The 17,645-nt window shown below is 67.9% G+C and carries 15 protein-coding genes; 8 read left to right on the top strand and 7 right to left on the bottom strand.

Going from position 1 to position 17,645, the window contains the following annotated elements:
- The first annotated feature begins 1 nt into the window (after window position 1).
- From ACQVDU_RS11465 to katG, 3 genes are all read left to right on the top strand, one after another.
- Window positions 2–1,000 (top strand): stage II sporulation protein M, encoded by a 999-nt coding sequence (locus ACQVDU_RS11465; protein ID WP_443477183.1) that lies wholly within the window; start codon window positions 2–4, stop codon window positions 998–1,000.
- A 61-nt stretch (window positions 1,001–1,061) separates the two neighbouring features.
- On the top strand, window positions 1,062–1,553 hold the full coding sequence (locus ACQVDU_RS11460; RefSeq protein ID WP_300590887.1) for a Fur family transcriptional regulator: 492 nt from the start codon (window positions 1,062–1,064) through the stop codon (window positions 1,551–1,553).
- A complete protein-coding gene (katG, locus tag ACQVDU_RS11455) occupies window positions 1,550–3,850 on the top strand; it encodes a catalase/peroxidase HPI (RefSeq protein WP_443477182.1) in 2,301 nt (766 codons plus the stop codon). Before ACQVDU_RS11460 ends, katG begins: the two co-directional genes overlap by 4 nt.
- 75 nt (window positions 3,851–3,925) lie before the next feature.
- Here the strand turns inward: katG and aqpZ are convergent, their stop codons facing one another.
- From aqpZ to ACQVDU_RS11425, 6 genes are all read right to left on the bottom strand, one after another.
- A complete protein-coding gene (gene aqpZ, locus ACQVDU_RS11450) occupies window positions 3,926–4,711 on the bottom strand; it encodes an aquaporin Z (protein ID WP_443477181.1) in 786 nt (261 codons plus the stop codon).
- A 131-nt stretch (window positions 4,712–4,842) separates the two neighbouring features.
- The gene (locus ACQVDU_RS11445; RefSeq protein ID WP_443477180.1) at window positions 4,843–6,132 is read right to left on the bottom strand and encodes a DUF58 domain-containing protein; all 1,290 of its coding nucleotides are present in this window, start codon (window positions 6,130–6,132) and stop codon (window positions 4,843–4,845) included.
- A gap of 7 nt (window positions 6,133–6,139) precedes the next feature.
- Entirely contained in the window at window positions 6,140–7,141 is a 1,002-nt protein-coding gene (locus tag ACQVDU_RS11440) for an AAA family ATPase (protein ID WP_443477179.1), read from the bottom strand.
- Window positions 7,138–8,352: a DUF4350 domain-containing protein gene (locus ACQVDU_RS11435; protein WP_443477178.1), complete on the bottom strand. Its 1,215-nt coding sequence runs from the start codon at window positions 8,350–8,352 to the stop codon at window positions 7,138–7,140. The genes ACQVDU_RS11440 and ACQVDU_RS11435 overlap by 4 nt, the downstream gene beginning before the upstream one ends.
- Window positions 8,349–9,017 carry a DUF4129 domain-containing protein gene (locus tag ACQVDU_RS11430; protein WP_443477177.1) on the bottom strand — a complete coding sequence of 223 codons (669 nt, stop codon included), beginning with the start codon at window positions 9,015–9,017 and terminating at the stop codon, window positions 8,349–8,351. Before ACQVDU_RS11430 ends, ACQVDU_RS11435 begins: the two co-directional genes overlap by 4 nt.
- Window positions 8,999–10,234, bottom strand: coding sequence for a hypothetical protein (locus tag ACQVDU_RS11425; RefSeq protein ID WP_300590644.1), 1,236 nt, complete (start codon window positions 10,232–10,234; stop codon window positions 8,999–9,001). The genes ACQVDU_RS11430 and ACQVDU_RS11425 overlap by 19 nt, the downstream gene beginning before the upstream one ends.
- A 229-nt stretch (window positions 10,235–10,463) precedes the next feature.
- Here ACQVDU_RS11425 and mtrA point away from each other — a divergent pair, with 229 nt between their 5' ends.
- The 5 genes from mtrA (at window position 10,464) to hpf (ending at window position 16,220) form a co-directional block, all read left to right on the top strand.
- Window positions 10,464–11,144, top strand: coding sequence for an MtrAB system response regulator MtrA (mtrA, locus tag ACQVDU_RS11420; protein ID WP_292711772.1), 681 nt, complete (start codon window positions 10,464–10,466; stop codon window positions 11,142–11,144).
- A 48-nt stretch (window positions 11,145–11,192) separates the two neighbouring features.
- Entirely contained in the window at window positions 11,193–12,884 is a 1,692-nt protein-coding gene (gene mtrB, locus ACQVDU_RS11415; protein ID WP_363495913.1) for an MtrAB system histidine kinase MtrB, read from the top strand.
- On the top strand, window positions 12,881–14,560 hold the full coding sequence (locus ACQVDU_RS11410; RefSeq protein WP_443477176.1) for an LpqB family beta-propeller domain-containing protein: 1,680 nt from the start codon (window positions 12,881–12,883) through the stop codon (window positions 14,558–14,560). Before mtrB ends, ACQVDU_RS11410 begins: the two co-directional genes overlap by 4 nt.
- A gap of 97 nt (window positions 14,561–14,657) precedes the next feature.
- Window positions 14,658–15,362: a ComF family protein gene (locus ACQVDU_RS11405; RefSeq protein ID WP_443477175.1), complete on the top strand. Its 705-nt coding sequence runs from the start codon at window positions 14,658–14,660 to the stop codon at window positions 15,360–15,362.
- Between the two features lie 201 nt (window positions 15,363–15,563).
- Window positions 15,564–16,220 (top strand): ribosome hibernation-promoting factor, HPF/YfiA family, encoded by a 657-nt coding sequence (hpf, locus tag ACQVDU_RS11400; RefSeq protein WP_292711779.1) that lies wholly within the window; start codon window positions 15,564–15,566, stop codon window positions 16,218–16,220.
- Window positions 16,221–16,288: 68 nt separating this feature from the next.
- On the opposite strand, the gene ACQVDU_RS11395 is transcribed toward hpf, so the two are convergent.
- A complete protein-coding gene (locus ACQVDU_RS11395) occupies window positions 16,289–17,644 on the bottom strand; it encodes a hypothetical protein (RefSeq protein ID WP_443477174.1) in 1,356 nt (451 codons plus the stop codon).
- Window position 17,645: the final 1 nt, after the last annotated feature.

Here is a 17,645-nt window from a genome sequence, read left to right as displayed (position 1 = left end):
AATGGATCTCGATGCCCTGACTGACGCGCGACGCGCGGAGTGGGAGCGGCTGGACCAGCTCGGCCGCTCCCGTCGGCTCTCGGGTGCCGAGATCGATGAACTGGTCACCCGGTATCGGGCCGCGTCGGCGGATCTCGCCGACATCAAGACGACCGCGGGGCGCACTGCCGAGGGTGACTACGTCTCGCTGCTCCTGGCGCGCGCCCGGCGCCGGCTGACGGGCCGCGGTGAGAATCCGCTTCGGCAGATCCCCCGCTTCTTCCTCTGGCAGTTGCCGGCGGCGCTGTACCGGCTGCGGTGGACCACCCTCGCTGTCGCTGGCCTGTTCGTGGTGGTCGCGACGGTGGTAGCAACCTGGATCTCCCGTGATCCGGCGCTGGTCGCGTCGCTGGGCTCACAGGTGCAACTCGAGTACTACGCGGATGTCGAGTTCGAGGGCTACTACAGCGAGAATCCCGCGGCCGTCTTCGCAGGTACGGTCTGGACGAACAACGCGTGGATCGCAGCCCAGAGCGTGCTGTTCGGGATTACCGGGATCTGGCCGGTGATGGTGCTGGTACAAAATGCCGTCGCGGTCGGGACGGCAGCCGCCGTGCTCGCAGCCTTCGACCGCATCGACACGTTTTTCCTCTTCATCCTTCCGCACGGGCAACTGGAGCTCACGTGTGTCTTCGTCGCCGTCGCGGCCGGCCTTCACCTCTTCTGGTCATGGGTCGCGCCGGGTCCGCGCACGCGCGGTGAGGCGCTCGCTTCGGAGGGTCGGGCGCTGGCGACGGTGGCGATCGGACTCGTCTTCGCGCTCGCTGTGGCGGGGGTCATCGAGGGCTTCGTGACCGCCCAGGCGTGGCCGTGGGCCCTCAAGATCGGTATCGGAACCGCTGCGCTCGCGGCGTTCCTGGTTTACATGCTCGTCGTCGGGCGGCGAGCGGTGCGTGCCGGTGAGACGGGGGACCTCACGGAGTTCCACACCGGCACCCCGCGCCTGTGGAGCGGCGGATGAGCGGCATCCTCGACGCTCGCTCCTTTTGAACTGATCAAAAATGCGCTAGCGTCGAGGTGTGATGGATGCGCGGGGGATCGCCGGCCCAGAGCCGGTCGAATCGGTGATCCGCGCAGCGGGGCTCCGGGTCACGAGCGCGCGCCTCGCGGTGCTCGACGCTCTGCGAGAGCACCCTCACGCCAGCGCTGATGCGATCTTCGCGGATGTCGACCGCCGCGCCCCCGGGACCACCCTGCAATCCGTCTATAACGCACTGAGCGACTTCGAGGCGGCGGGACTGGTGCGCCGCATCCAGCCGGCCGGCCAGCCCATGCGGTTCGAGGTCCGCATCGACGACAACCATCACCACCTGGTGTGCACCTCGTGCGGGCGGGTCGAAGACGTCGACTGCGTCACCGGCGAAGCACCGTGTCTGCATCCGTCGCAAACCCACGGCTTCGCACTCGCCCAGGCCGAGATCACATTCTGGGGCGTGTGCGAAGCGTGCGCCGCGACAGAGACCGACTCTTCATCACCTACCCACAACCCGACCGTCACGGAAGGACGATCATGAGCGAAAACGACCCGGCAGTCACCCCCCTGGGGGAACAGCCCAATGACATCGATCAGGCTGTCACCGTCACCGACACCGACGAGGCAGAAGTCGCCGAGGCTACGGGCGACGGCGCCTGCCCCGTCATCCATGCGCAGCCCCACCCCACGAACGGTTCGGCCAACCAGGTGTGGTGGCCGAACAAGCTGAACCTCAAGATCCTCGCGAAGAACCCCGTGGAGGCGAACCCCTACGGCGGTGACTTCGACTACAAGGCCGCGTTCGAGTCCCTCGATCTTGACGCCGTGAAGAAGGACATCGAACAGACCATCACGGTCTCGCAGGACTGGTGGCCGGCTGACTTCGGCAACTACGGCCCCCTCATGATCCGTATGGCCTGGCACAGCGCTGGCACCTACCGCGTGATGGACGGACGTGGCGGCGGTGGCACCGGCCAGCAGCGGTTCGCGCCGCTGAACAGCTGGCCCGACAACGTCGGCCTCGACAAGGCTCGCCGCATCCTGTGGCCGGTCAAGAAGAAGTACGGGCGCGCGCTGTCGTGGGGCGATCTCATGATCCTCGCCGGCAACGTCGCGCTCGAGAACATGGGCTTCGAGACGTTCGGGTTCGCCGGTGGACGTATCGATGCGTGGGAGCCGGATGACGACGTCTACTGGGGCCCCGAGACCACCTGGCTCGGCGACGAGCGCTACACGGGTGAGCGCAACCTCGAGCGCCCGCTCGCCGCGGTGCAGATGGGACTCATCTACGTCAACCCCGAGGGTCCGAACGGCAACCCCGACCCGCTGGCATCGGCCATCGACATCCGCGAGACCTTCAAGCGGATGGCGATGAACGACGAAGAGACCGTTGCCCTGATCGCCGGCGGTCACACCTTCGGCAAGACGCACGGCGCGGCATCCGACTCGTACCTCGAGAACAACCCCGAGGCCGCCGGCCCCGAGATGCAGGGTCTTGGCTGGAAGAACAACTTCGGCTCGGGCAAGGGCGACGACCAGATCACGAGTGGTCTCGAGGTCACCTGGACCTACCACCCGACCCGCTGGGACAACGAGTTCTTCCACATCCTGTTCGGCTACGAGTGGGAGCTCATGAAGAGCCCCGCGGGTGCCAACCAGTGGCGTCCGGTCAACGGCGGCGGTGCCGACATGGTGCCCCTTGCCCACGACCCGTCGAAGCGTCGCGAGCCCCGGATGCTCACGAGCGACCTCGCGTTGCGGTTCGACCCCGAGTACGAGAAGATCTCGCGCCGGTTCCTCGAAGACCCGGAAGCGTTCGCTGACGCGTTCGCTCGCGCCTGGTTCAAGCTGACCCACCGCGACATGGGCCCCAAGGCTCGCTACCTCGGCCCGGAGGTCCCTGCCGAGGACTTGGTGTGGCAGGACCCGGTGCCCCCGGTTGACCACCCGCTCATCGATGAGGCCGATGCGGCGCTCCTCAAGCAGCGCATCCTCGAGTCGGGCCTCACTGTGGCAGAGCTCGTGCAGACCACGTGGGCTGCGGCATCCACCTTCCGCGGCAGCGACAAGCGCGGCGGCGTGAACGGCGCTCGTTTGCGCCTTGCCCCGCAGAAGGACTTCGAGGCCAACAACCCCGCGCAGGTCGCGAAGGTGCTGGGCGTGCTCGAGGGCATCAAGGCCGACTTCGATGCGTCAGCTGCGGGCGGTAAGAAGGTGTCACTGGCCGACCTCATCGTGCTGGCGGGCAACGCCGGTGTCGAGAAGGCCGCAAAGGATGCCGGTGTCGAGGCCGTCGTGACGTTCCACCCCGGGCGTACCGACGCGTCGCAGGAGCAGACGGATGTCGAGTCGATGCAGTACCTCGAGCCGGCGGCCGATGGGTTCCGGAACTACCTCGGCCCCGTGGCCGCGGCATCCGGGCTGCCCGAAGAGCACCTGCTGATCGACAAAGCCAACCTCCTGACCCTCACCGCCCCCGAAATGACTGTGCTCGTCGGGGGTCTGCGCGTCATCGCCGGCAACTACGACGGTTCGGCCTACGGCGTGTGGACCCAGCGCCCGGGAGTGCTCACGAACGACTTCTTCGTGAACCTTCTCGACCTGGGCACGACCTGGCGGGCGCTGGACCCCGGCCAGCACGCCTTCGAAGGGAAGAAGGACGGCTCGGGTGAGCTCGTCGGCCGCGGAACCCGCGTCGACCTGCTGTTCGGCTCCAACTCGGAGCTGCGCGCGATCGCCGAGGTCTACGCGAGCGACGACGCGAACGAGCAGTTCGTGCGTGACTTCGTGAAGGCGTGGGGCAAGGTCACCGAGCTCGATCGGTTCGACCTGATCTGAGCCTCAGTTCCGGCATCCACACAGAAGCGGCCCGCCTCCGAGGAGACGGGCCGCTTCTGTGTGCGGGGTGCGTTGTCAGCTGACGCGTGCCTCGGCCTGGACGGGAGGGAGCGGCTTGCGCTCGAACAGCGCGCGGTGTGCGAATCCGGCGAGGAGGCCTCCGACCAAAGGGAACACGATGAACACCCACAGCTGCGCGAGTGCTTCACCGCCGCCGTAGATGGCCGTTGCGATCGAGCGGGCAGGGTTGACGGAGGTGTTGTCGATCGGGATCGAGACGAGGTGGATCATCGTGAGCGTGAAGCCGATCACAAGTCCCGCGAACTTCTCGGCATTGCGCTGGGGATGCGTCACCCCGAGGATCACGAGCAGGAAGATCGCGGTGAGCAGGACCTCGGCGACGATTGCTGCGCCGAGGCCGAAGCCGCCGGGGGATGCCGAGCCGTACCCGTTGCTCGCGAAGCCGCCATCCTGAGCTGCGCTGAGCCACCCGTCAGGTCCGAACAGTCCGATGAGCACGATGAGCGTCGTGCCGACGGCGCCGCCGATGATCTGGGCGATGAGGTAGCCGGGAACGTCTTTCCAGGCGAACCGTCCGGCAGCGGCGAGCCCGAACGTGACCGCCGGGTTGAAGTGGCCGCCCGAGATTGGACCCCACGTGTAGATGCCGGCCATCAGGGTCAGACCGAAGGCGAGGGAGACGCCGAGGAAACCAACGCCGAGCGAGGTGCCATTCTCGCTCGCGCCGAAGTTCGCGGCGAACAGGGCGGTGCCGATCGAACCGAACACGAGCAGGAACGTGCCCAGGGCCTCGGCGATGAGCTTCGTTGCTGTGCCGGGGGCGGAAGTGGTCTCAGCCATCTCTGGCTCCTTTCATTCGGCCGAAACGTAGCGCTCTCAGGCGACTCACAGGCAAACGACTCGCCCCGGAGGGGTGAAATCAGCCCCTTTTCACCGGGTCCGGTCGCGATCTGGGCCCCCGGGCGGCGTGCTCAGAGCCGACCGAGTGCCTTGAGTGCGAGGTAGCGGTCGGCAACGCGCGGGGGCAGGTCCTCGGCGGATGCCGACAGTGCGTCCACGCCAGCTCGGGAGAGCGCCGTCACCATTCGGTCGGCATCCCAGCGGGCCCGCTCCCGCGCTGCGGCCTCGAAAGCATCGGATTGTGGCTCCTCGGTCTGCTCTGGCTGGGCCGCGGCGACGAGAACGTGCGTGTGGCTGGGAATGAGCGGGAGAGCGCCGAGGAAGCCGCGAGAGGCCTCCGGATCGTCGTGCGCCGTGAGCACGACGACCATCGAGGGCCGGGTGGTCAGGCGCCGGGCCTGCGCAAAGGCGGCGTCCCAGTCGGTGTCGATGAGCCCGGCATCCACGGCGACCATGGCGTCCACGAGGGCCGGCAGAAGCGCCGCACCGTCGCGACCGGTCACACGGGCACGCACCGCCCGGTCGAACATCAACAGATGGACGTGGTCTCCAGCTTGCGCTGCAAGCGCTGAGAGAAGCAGGGCCGCCTCCATCGCGGCGTCTAGTCGCACGCCGTCGTCGACGCGCGTCGCGGCGGTGCGACCGGTGTCGATGATGATGACGATGTGGCGGTCGCGCTCGGGGCGCCACGTGCGAAGCATTGTGGCGCTGGCCCGGGCCGTGGCGCGCCAGTCGATCGAGCGCACATCGTCGCCGCGCACGTACTCGCGCAGCGAGTCGAACTCCGTGCCCTGTCCGCGCACCTGGACGCTGGTGTTCCCGTCGAGCTCGCGCAGCCGTGCGAGGCGCGAGGGCAGATGACGCCGCGAGGTGAAGGGCGGCAGAACCCGGATGCTTCCCGCAACGGCGATCAGGGCGCTCCGCCCCGCGATCCCGAGGGGCCCCGCGGAGCGCAGTGCGAGTCCGACGCTACGCAGCTCTCCGCGCCGACGGGGCAGCAGCGACGTGACCACGCGGCCCGACGCGCCCGGGTCGATCCGTATCACCGCCGTTCCGGTGGCTGCGCCCGCGGTTGGCTGCCAGGCATCCCGAACACGGATGCGGAGGGCTCGCGTACCCGTGTTGGTGACTGTCGCCGTCACCTGGGTCGCTTGGTCGCGCAAAACCTTCGTCGGTCCGGCGCGGGTGATGCTCACCTGACGCGGGTTGGGGGCGGCCAGCACATCGATCCCGAGCAGCAGCACGCAGAGCCCGAGCCAGGCAGCTGCCCCTGCCCAGGCGGGGATTCCGCCGACCGAACCGACGATCACGGGAACAGCGCCGGCACCCACGAGAAGCGGGTAGCGACCGGTCACATACATGCGGGGCTCACAGCGGGACGCGGGTCTGCTGCAGGATGCTCTGGAGCAGCGCTTCGACCGACACCCCTTCGAGTTCAGCATCCGGACGAAGCCGGAGACGGTGCCGCCACGTCGGCAGCAGCATCGTCTGGACGTGGTCGGGGGTGATGGCCGGTGATCCGCCGAGCCACGCCCACGCTTTCGCCGTCGCCAGCAGCGCCGTGGCGGCGCGCGGGCTCGCACCTAGCTGCACCGAGGGGCTCTGCCTCGTGGCTTGCGCGAGATCGACGATGTAGCCGAGGACGTCATCGGTGGCGGTGACGTCCCGCACCGCCGCCTGGGCCGCCCGGAGGTCCGCCGCAGTGACGACGGTCCGCACCCCGGCCTCATCCAGGTCCCGGGGAGAGAAGCCGTCGGCGTGGCGGCGGAGCACCGTGACTTCCGCATCGCGTGCGGGCATATCGACGATGAGCTTTAGGAGGAACCGGTCGAGCTGAGCTTCGGGGAGCGTATAGGTTCCCTCGTGCTCGATCGGGTTCTGGGTCGCGGCGACAAGGAACGGATCGGGGAGCGGGCGGGTCACGCCGTCGGTGGATACCTGGCGCTCTTCCATCGCCTCCAGGAGGGCAGCCTGCGTCTTCGGCGGTGTGCGGTTGATCTCGTCGGCGAGCAGGATGTGGGTGAAGACCGGGCCCTCGCGGAACTCGAACTCGCCTGACCGAGCGTCGTAGATGAGGGAGCCCGAGACGTCACCGGGCATGAGGTCGGGCGTGAATTGCACGCGCTTCGTTTCGAGGCCGAGCGCCCGACTGAACGCCCGTACCAACAGCGTCTTGGCGACACCGGGTACGCCCTCGACCAAGACATGTCCACGGGCAAGCAGCGCGATCAGGAGACCCGTGATGGCGGCATCCTGTCCAACGACAGCCTTGCCGATCTCGGTTCGAACGCGCCCGACGGCGGCGCGGGCGGCGTCGTCGCCGAGGACGGATTCGTCGGCAGTCGTCGGCGCCGGGTCGGGAGTCGTCATGGGGCGTTCCTTTCGGGGTGAAGTGCCGCGCGCGCTGCAGCTTCGAGTCTGCGCAATCGGTCGTGGAGTTCGTCAAGGTCGCGCCGTGACGGTGGCGGGGCGCCGTCCAGGATGCTTCGCGCATCCTCCCGCGACGTCACCGAGGCGCTGGCAAGCGCGTCGGCGACCTCTGCTGCCGACGACGATCCTGACAGGCCGAGCAACCGCGCGATCCGCACGCGTGCACCATGGCGCAGCAGGGACGCGGCGTGCGCGGTGTCGCCGGATCGTGCGTACAGGTGGGCTCGGCCCCGCGTCGTCTCCTCGCCGCGTACCGTCACCGGCAGTCGCTCGCCCACGAGCGGTGCAAAACGGATGCCGCGCCACAGCGCCGCCGCGACTGCAGCCGCCAGCGCCAGGACGATCACGGGGCTGACCCACGGCGGAGTGAGCTCGCCGAGGGACGGGTTCGCGGGGTCGAGATTGGTATCGGCCACGGACGGGACGTACCAGACAAGCGTCGCATTCCTGCCCATGAGGCCCAGCGCGAGGGCAGCATTGCCGTCCTGTGGCAGGTGTTCATTCGTGAACAGTGCAGCGCCGTCGACGGCAGAGACGCGTTGCGTACCCGGCGCATCGGGGCGGACAGTTTCGCGCACCAGCAGCGCATAGCCTCCCGCTGCCGGATAGCACTGGGCGGCATCCGTACCGACGAAGACCGTTCGCGGACGGATCGCTCCCGCCCGCTGCGCCTCTGGCACTGAGCACTGCGGCTGCACGAGCGCGTCATCGGCGACGCCGACGGCGTTCGCCCCGTCGGCGATCAGGCGGAGCGTCCGCGATCGCGGATCGATGAGGACGACGTCTGTCGCAGGTGTGGTGAGGGCGGAGATCGCCTCGTCGGAGAGCGCGGGTGCATCCGGAAGCACGAGCGTTGCCGCGGTCTCACGTAGCGCCGCTGCGGCCTGCTCGTGCGAGCGGACGATGCGCACGTCGACGCCCTGATCGGCCAGGATGCGTGCCAGCGCCCGGGTGCCCGTCGGGGCCGCGGATTCGGGATCGAGCGACTCGCGCTGGCTCCATTCGCTGCCGCCGACGATGCTCGCACCGACGATGCCGACAGCGATGAGAGCTGCGACGATGGCGATCCATCCGACCGCCGAACCCCGGCGGGCTCTGGTGGTTGGGAGATCGGCTCGAGCCGCGCGGCGCTCGCGGGTGTCGAGGCTCATGACGCCGGCACCTCGGCCGGATCGGCCCGCACGGACCCGAGCTGGGCCAGCGCGCTGTCTGCCGCAGCCACCACCTCGTACCCGGCCTCGGTCCCCGGCCGCTGAAGATAGCGGACGTCCTCGAAGACGGTGGCGGCGTCTCCGACCCGCCCGCTCGTCGGCGCTGTCAGCGCGTCGGCTCGCACCGCGAACTGCCGGGCTGTCGTGCCGGGGGCAAGCTCGATCAAGCCTCGTTCGGCCAGGCCGCGGGCTGCTGCCCGGAAGCGCAGCACGATCGCCGCGTCCCAGTCCCGGCGGCTGCGGGCAGCCTCAGCTGCTGTCCGCAGTCCGTCGGCAGTTCGATAGTCGACGTCGCCGAAGAGCTCACCGGTGCGGGCTCGCCGTGAGGATGCCCGGCGGGGGACTCCCCACACGAGAATCGCGATGACGATGACCGCGATGGCGATGATCGCGGCGACGAGGGCGAGAATCGCTGCCCACTCTGGTGCGACATCGGGCGAGAACAGGGAAGCTAGCGCATCCCGCGCCGCCTGTGCCGCTCGGTCGAACCACGTCGGCTTCGCCGCCTGATAGACCGGATCCGCGAGTTCCTGCACGGCCCAGTCGCGAGCCTGTTCGCCGTCAGGGATGAGCGGGATCTCTGAGATCACCGAGGCATCGCCCATGTCGTCTGGTCGTCATCGGGGCCCGCGGGAGGCGTCGACGACGCCGGGTCAGCGGTCGGCGTGGCGGGTGTCGGCGACGCGGATGTCGACACAGCTGCAGATTGAGGCGTCATGACGTACCCCGGCGGCGGGGCGAACGGAGCTGGTTGCGCGTACGCCGCAGGCCACCGGGGCTGCACGGCGCGGCCGATGTGCACGACGTACGGGTCGGGGAGGCCCGCCTCTCCCGCATCCCTGCGATCGACGTACTCGAGCAGGTCGAGATCGAGGCCCTCGTGCCGCATCCGGCAGTCGATGTAGACGAGCCCCGCGGCTGTTGACTGCACGATGACGGCGACCGACTGGATGAGTAGGGTCACGATCTGCGTGAGACCGAGGGTTGCGACGATTCCGATGATCGCCGCTGCGCTCTCATCGCCCGTGGGGGCTATCACTGTCGTCAGGGCCGAGGCGAGGAACGAGAACGGGATGCTGACGACCTGGGCGACGGCGCCGAAGACGAGCGAGACGAGCACGATGATCCCCAAGATGACCCAGAATCGGCCCCGCGACAGCCGCCACGAGCGCCCCAGAGCAGCGCCCAGCGACGTGTGCTCCACGATCAGGACCGCGGGAACGAGCAGCAGCTTCACGGACAGCCAGAGGCTCAGGGGGATGGCTGCGAGGATGACGAGGATTCCGAGGATGACTGCGGCGGCGGGAACGGCGACAGCCAGGACGGCGATCAGCCCGCCGACGATGATCACGATCACGCCGATCGCGAGCGAGAGCAGGATCGTGTAGCCGATCAGACGCCAGGCCACGGGCCGCACACGCTGCCACAGCATCCGCAGCGTCATCTTCTCGGCCACCGCAGCGTGCAAGACATCGGAGATGACCACGGCCTGCACGAGCACACCCACGGCGCCCGCGAGAAGACCGAGCACGAGACCCGATAGCGCGGTGAGCGTAATCGATCCCGTCAGGACGGCATCCCATTCGTCGGTGCCGGCCGGCACGGTGTCGAGCCGCGAGAAGCTTGCGAACGCGACCGCCGAGATGGCGATGGTGACAACGAGGTAGGCGATCGTCTGCACGACCATCGCGAACCCGAGCAGCACCTTCGGGTTGTGTCGCAGCGCCGAAAACGAGCGACCCAGAATCGTGCCGAACGTCAGTGGTTGCAACGGGATGATCCCAGGCCGCGGCGCAGGCGTCCAAGACGGGTACGCGGTCACGGGTTCCTCCTACAGGGCTGGAATCGGCGTGAGTTCCATCGTGTCACACGGGACGCAGACCCGCTCGTGCCCGTCGCTGCTGGGTCCTGCGCGTCGCCGACGCACGGGCCGGTGCCGACGCGCGCGCGAATCAACGGCGTGCGTACAGGTGGAGTCGACTACTCTCGGGGGAAGCACCCGCGGCTGCCTGCCGCCAGTGCGCAGGCTGGACGCAAGGAACGAAGGCGCGATGAACTCACGCATCCTGGTGGTCGACGATGACACCGCCCTGGCGGAGATGATCGGGATCGTGCTGCGCACGGAAGGGTTCGACACGGTCTTCTGCGCTGACGGAAACGCCGCTGTCGAGACCTGGCGCGCGGAACGTCCCGACTTGATCCTGCTCGATTTGATGCTTCCCGGTCGCGACGGCATCGAGATCTGCACGGCGATCCGCTCCGAGTCAGGCATCCCGATCATCATGCTGACAGCACGCACCGACACCGCCGATGTCGTGCGCGGACTGGAGTCGGGCGCTGACGACTACATCGTCAAGCCGTTCAACCCGAAGGAGCTCGTGGCCCGCATCCGCACACGACTGCGCCCCGGCGGGCATCCGTCGCAGGAGACACTGCGGATCGGGAACCTGACGATCGATGTCGCCGGTCACGAAGTCCGACGCGGCGACGAGGTGATCTCGCTCACGCCCCTTGAGTTCGAGTTGCTCGTCGCGCTTGCCTCCAAGCCGCAGCAGGTGTTCTCGCGCGAGATGCTGCTCGAGCAGGTCTGGGGTTACCACTACAAGGCCGACACGCGTCTGGTCAACGTGCACGTGCAGCGGCTGCGCGCCAAGGTCGAACTCGACCCCGACAACCCCCGCATCGTCACGACAGTGCGCGGTGTGGGCTACCGGGCCGGTGCAGTGGAGTGAGTGTTGTCGACGATCGAGCCGCGTGCAGCGGTCGCGTGAGGTGAGACAGTGGGCTCCCAAGGGGCCGCCGAGCCGTCGTTTCGCCCGCTGATCTGGCGACGCAACTGGAGGGCGTGGCCTGACAACCTCGTGCACCTGTGGCGACGTTCGCTGCGGTTTCGTACGCTCTCGGTGACGATCGTGCTTACGGCCTTCGCCGTCCTCATCGCCGTGACCTGGACTGCTCTGGCCATCCAGGACGATCTTTTCGCCTCCCGCCGCGACGAGGTTACCGAGCAGGCGCTTCGTGCGACGGCATCCGCGCAGACGGTGCTCGACAGCGCTGACACGCAGGGAGATCCGGCGCAGATCCAACGTGTCTGGCTTGGGCTGCGCACGGCGCTGCAGCAGCAGTCCTCGACCGACATGATCGCGACGTTTCGCATGGGGGCGCCCTCGGCCGCAGCGCAGGCATACCGCGTCGGCGAGTTCGACACGGCGATCATCTCCGAGGGGCTGCGCGAGAAAGTGCGGGCCGATGCCAACCAGCAGTGGTGGCAGTCGGTAGCCCTCGATGCTTCGGGCACGCCCGGCATCGTCGTCGGGCAGCAGCTGATCTTTCCGCAGGTCGGCAACTTCGAGGTCTACTACGCGTACGGGCTGGAAAGCGCGGATCAGACGCTCCGATTCGTTCAGGCGACGCTGTGGGTCGTCGGCGTCGCACTGGTCTTGCTCATCGGCGGCATCGCCTGGTTCGTGCTCCGCTCGGTTACAACCCCCATTGGTGAAGCTGCGCAGACCAGCGCGAAGCTCGCGGCAGGGGAGCTCGGTGTTCGGCTACCCGTGCGCGGCGAGGACGAACTCGCAACGCTGGGTGAGTCCTTCAACGCGATGGCCGACAGTATCGAATCTCAAATCAAGGAGCTCGCTGATCTGTCCCTGGTGCAGCAGCGATTCGTCTCGGATGTCTCGCACGAGCTGCGAACCCCCCTGACCACCATCCGGCTTGCCGCCGACATGTTGAACGACCGCCGCGATGACTTCGACCCGGCGACTGCGCGCGCCGCCGAGTTGCTTGCTGCTCAGGTCGAGCGCTTCGAAGTTCTCCTCAGCGACCTCTTGGAGATCAGCCGATACGACGCGGGATCGGTGCAGCTCGAGCTGGAACCGACGAGCCTTGCCCATGTGGCAGAAGATGTGATCGCCTCGATGGAGCAGGTCGCCCACCAGCACGGCACTGATTTGCGCTTGGTCGCACCGGGCGGTTACTCGCCGGTAGATCTTGATCCCCGGCGGGTGCGCCGCATCCTGCGAAATCTCATCGGGAACGCCATCGAGCATGGTGAGGGCAAGCCGGTCGTGGTCACCGTAGACAGCAATCAGCAAGCTGTCGCTGTCGGAGTCCGAGACTTCGGCATGGGTATTGCCGCCGAGGACGCCGCACGCGTGTTCGACCGCTTCTGGCGCGCCGATCCGTCCCGCAAGCGCACCCTGGGCGGAACGGGTCTGGGCCTGGCGATCTCACTCGGCGACGCGAAGCTTCACGGCGGAGAGCTGGCTGTGTGGTCGGAACCTGGACGCGGGGCCCACTTCGTGCTCACGCTTCCGCGCGGCGCGCACCGCACGGGACCCGCGGCGCTTCCGCTGGACTCGCCCATTCCGCTCGACCCCGGCGATGAGAACACGGTCGACGCCTTCGAGCACACCCAGCCGATATCGACTGTCCCCAGCGGTGACCGAGCACCGGGAGCTCAGTCATGAGGCGGCTCATCGCAAGCGCGCTGGCAATGGTCGGCATCCTGGCGCTCTCGGCCTGCGCGGGGCTGCCCGTCAGTGGACCGGTCACTGCTGGTCGGCCCGTCGATGAGGTGCTGACCGGCCCTGAGGTGCGCTTCTTCCCGGAGGAAGCCCAGCCCGGAGCGACTCCGGAGGAGATCGTCGAGGGGTTCCTCCTGGCTGGATCGGGCTCGAGCAATGACTGGCAGGCCGCCCGGTCTTTTCTTGCACCCTCGATCCAGTCCTCGTGGGACCCCTCAGCGGGTGTCACGATCGTGCCCACGGGGCAGATCGTTGCTCAGCCGGCGGTCGATGACATGGTCAAAGTCACCCTTGCGCCCGTTGCCAGTGTCGACGAGACCGGCCGCTACGAGCCGGCCCTCGGTGGCACCGCAACTCTCGCGTTCGAACTGGTCGAGATAGCGGGCCAGTGGCGGATCGAGAGAGCCCCCGACGGGATCGTCCTCGACGAGAGTGTGTTCGGCACCGTCTTCCATCGGTACTCGGTGATGTACTTCGACCCGTCGTGGACCTATCTCGTTCCCGACGAGAGATGGTTCCCGACCACATCCGCTGCCGTACGCATCACCACGGCGCTGGTCGATGAGCAGCCGAGCGATTGGCTCACCGGGGCAGTATCCACAGCATTCACGGACGACGTGACCTCCGTCTATTCGTCGGTGCCCCGGAGCGCAGGAACTGCGCAGGTTGAGCTGTCGCCGGAGGTACTCGCACTGCCCCAGCTCACGATCGACCGCATGGCAACGCAACTGGAAGCGAGCCTCGCCACCGCCGGGATCACGGAGGTGCAGCTGACCGTCGACGGCGTCCCGATCGCTGCGACTCCGGTACCGACCCGCTCGACCGCGGTTACCGGCAGCCCGCTGGTGATGACCGACCAAGGGTTCGGCTTCCTCTCCGGCAACGCGATCACGGCGATTCCCGGGCTCTCGGAGGCCGTTGTCCGAAGTAATCCTGTGGCCGTGCAGGTCGGACCGGACCAGGAAAGCGCAGCGGTCCGCTCAGCGGACGGCTCGGTTGCACGCGCTGAAGCTACCGACGATGTCGTGGTCCTCGACACCCGCAGCGGGCTTCGAGATCCCGTGATCGATGCCCGGGGTTTCGTCTGGAGTATTCCGGCGCGTTCACCGGCCGCTCTCACCGCCTTCGGTCCCGGCGTCGAGTCACCGCTTCTGTCGCAGCCGTGGGCGGCAGCCGGCGCCACCGATGTGCAGGCCGTGTCGATCTCCCGAGACGGGACACGCATGGCAGGCGTTGTGCGCGTCGGTGATCGCACCGAGGTATGGCTGTCCGGGGTCATCCGAAACAACGATGGAGTCCCAGCTCGATTGGGAGAGCCGACCGTTGCGGGCAGCATCGAGGGTGAGGCCGTGTCGATGGCGTGGACGGATGACGTCACTGTGGCCGTCGTTGTGCGATCAGGAACCGAGACCAACCTCGTCGAACAGGTCGTCGGGGGCGCCTCCGCAACGGTTTCCGGTCCCGCCGGCGTTTCGATCTCGACGGTTGCTACCGCCACGTCGAGCGTTCGCCTCCGATCGGAGGAGGGCGGGCTCTACGTGCGCCGCGGCGCGAACTGGTTGCAGACCGCGGAGGGGATCTTGCTTCTCGCGGTTCAGCAGGGCACGCCGCAGCAGTGACCCATCGGCTCCTCCCGAGCGGGTCTGTTGGCGCAGTCTTTCGGGGAATCGTGGTGAGCCCCTGGTGCGATGAGCATTTCCGGTGCACGGTGGGGCAGTGAACACCCTTCTCTCCCCGCGAGCTGCCGCATGGGTGCGCGATGCCGCAGTGCAAGCACTCTCGTGGCTGATCCCGGTCGATTGCGCTGGATGCGGCCAGCCCGACTCCCCACTGTGTGGGCAGTGCGAGCGTGCGGTGCGCAGCGGCGGAGTCAGGCACCGGACGCTCGCCGGTCTCGCGGTGGTCAGCGCGATGGACTACGCCGGGCCCGTCGTCGGGGTCATGCGCTCGCTCAAAGCCGAGGGTCGGACCGGCCTCGCTCGCCCGTTCGGGGCTGCCCTGCGCGGGGCGATGGAGAGGACGGATATCGTGCCCGGGGGATTGGTGCCTGCTATAGCTGCAGCTGCGGTCATCCCGGTTGCGATCCCATCGTCGTCAGCCGCGTTTCGCCGCCGCGGTTACAGCGTGGTCGAGCTCATCGCCAGGCGGGCTGGGCTCCACTGCCTACCCGCTCTCCGCAGCGTCGGCTCCGGCGTCGATCAACGGGCACTCGGCCGGGCGGCGCGGGAACGCAATACGCAGGGGATGTTCACCGTGCGCTCGGTGCCTTTGCGGCCCGTCGTCCTCATCGATGATGTCGTGACGACCGGCGCGACCCTGCGGGCGGCGACCGATGCGTTGCGTGCGGCAGGGGCGACGGTTATCGGAGCTGTCACAGTGGCGTCCACTCCGCTGCTGTGGTCACGTGACACGCAGGGATAACCGGGGCAATGGTAGTCCCGATGTGGCGTTCTCGGAGTCGCTGAGCGCCGGGAGAATGTGCCCTCGCTGGGGTTCCTGCGAGTATGCGGACACAGCGGAAGTCGTGCGTGACAGGCAGGTGACCAGGGTCTAACGTGGGGGTGACAAGGCGACTGATGGTCCGCCCTTGGAACCGGGCGGACCGGAAACAAGGAGGTCAAGATGGACACGAACATCGTCGGCGTGGGAGTCGGTATCACCGATCGCTTCCGCTCGGTCGTCGAAGAGAAACTCGTCCGGATCGAACACCTCGCACCCCGTGCGCAGCGCATCGATGTCAAGGTCACTCACCGCACCTACCGCACGGGTCGGGTCGAAGACCACACCGTCGAGCTCACGCTCACCGGCAAGGGTCCGCTGGTGCGGGCTGAGGCAACCGATGCCGACAAGTTCACGGCGCTCGACATGGCTGTCGACAAGCTGTGCGAGCAGTTGCGCCGCGCCAAAGACAAGAGGGTGGACGCCCGAAACCACCCTCGTAAGGCGAGTTTCGACAAGGAGCGCGGCGAGCTCGACGGGATCGACATCCAGCCCGCATCGGCAGACGTGCTCCGGCGTGTGGCGACCGGCGAAGTGCCGATCGTCGACGGTGAGGACGACGAGGCATACACGCCCGTCGTCATCCGCACGAAGGAGTTCGAGGCTGAGTGGATGACTGTCGAGGAGGCGGTCGACCGGATGGAACTGGTCGGCCACGACTTCTTCTTGTTCATCAATGCCGCAACCGATCACCCCAGCGTTGTCTACCGCCGCAAGGGCTGGGACTACGGTGTGATCTCCCTCACGACAGAGGCGAGCCCGGCAGCCCTCGTGAGCTGAGTGCTCGCGGCGCTGCCGCGAGATCGAGAACGGATGCCGCGGGCCCACCAGCTCGCGGCATCCGTCTTTCAATCGAAGATTCCGTCGAGGATGCTGCCGATCACCAGGCCCCCGAGTATTCCTCCGACGAGGTCCGAACCGCCGCCAGCGCGGCGGCCGAAGCCCTCCATGGGGCCGCCCCATTGCGGCGGCGGTCCCGCCGCGGGACGGGATGCGTCGATGTCGCGCTGGGCATACCGCAACGCGTCACCTGCCAGCTGGGCCGAGCGGCGGGCGAACTCCATGGCCTGCTCGCGATCGTCCTCGGGGATGGTGGGGACGGTCGCGGCGGAGCCTCCGACGAGGCGGTCCAGGTCTGCCCGGACGCGCTCGGCTTCGGCAAGGCGCGTGCGCGCGTCAGCACCGATCCAGCCCCGGTGTCCAGCGATGACGTCTCGGGCTACCGCGAGCTGGCGGTCAGCGTCATCGATCGCGTTTCGCACATGGCCCAGCTCCGGGATCGGTCGGGATGCGCGTTCGAGCGCCGCTGCCACTGCCGCATCGAGTGCCGCGTTCGCTTCCCGCATCCGGGTCAAGTGCTCGAACGGATCGGTGTTCACGCCGGCGGCGGGAAGTGCGGAAAGGGCAGCCTGCAGTGCTGACATCGCCTCGATGACGGCAGGAACCTGCGGCGCGGTACGCGCCGCGATCAGATCCCCACGCGAGTCCTCCACGATCGCGCCGAGCGTCGCTTCAGCCCGGAGGGCCTCGACCTCGAATGTTTCGACGGCATCGACCAAGGTCTCGGCGCGACGAGCCGCTTCGGTGGCAGCTTCCATCGCGAGATTAGCCTGCTCCCGCTGCCCGGCTTCCCGCCGACGCTCAGCGACTCCCGCGCTGTGTTCGGCAAAGCTCAGGAGCTGTTCGGCCTCCGCGGGATTGGCGCCCACACCTTCCAACGCGCGTGTGGAGTACCTGGTGGCAAGCCGCTCGACGGTGTCCCGTGCGTGGGGAAGGCGGGCCCGGATACGGGCAACGTCAGCGCGAACGCGGGCGATGATCTCCGGCGCTCGACGCGCCCGCTCGATCGGCTCGGCCAACGCCGCCATCCGGTCTTCGAGGAGGTCTTCTGCCCAGTCGCACAGCTGGATGATGCGGGTGTTGCGAGTGCGCAGTTCGTCGGCGCTATCGGGAATCTCGTCATGGTTGAGCTGGTGCAGGTGGAAGGCCTCTTGCATGTGGGTCTGCACCGAGTCGAGTGCGGCGCGCAAGTCGTCGACGGCGTTCGGTCCGAGTTCGGCTTCGGCGAACGAGACCTCGTCGACGGCAAGACGGATGTGTTCGTCAGCCGCGACGAGCGAGCTTTGCGCGCGGCGCGCGAGGTCAGCATCCTGTTGCGCCGTCTCGGCCTGTTCACGCTTGCGTCGTCCCCAAAAACCGGCCATG

Source organism: Microbacterium sp. F2 (assembly GCF_052274505.1).
Taxonomy (GTDB): domain Bacteria; phylum Actinomycetota; class Actinomycetes; order Actinomycetales; family Microbacteriaceae; genus Microbacterium.
This window is presented reverse-complemented; position numbering and strand designations above follow the sequence as displayed.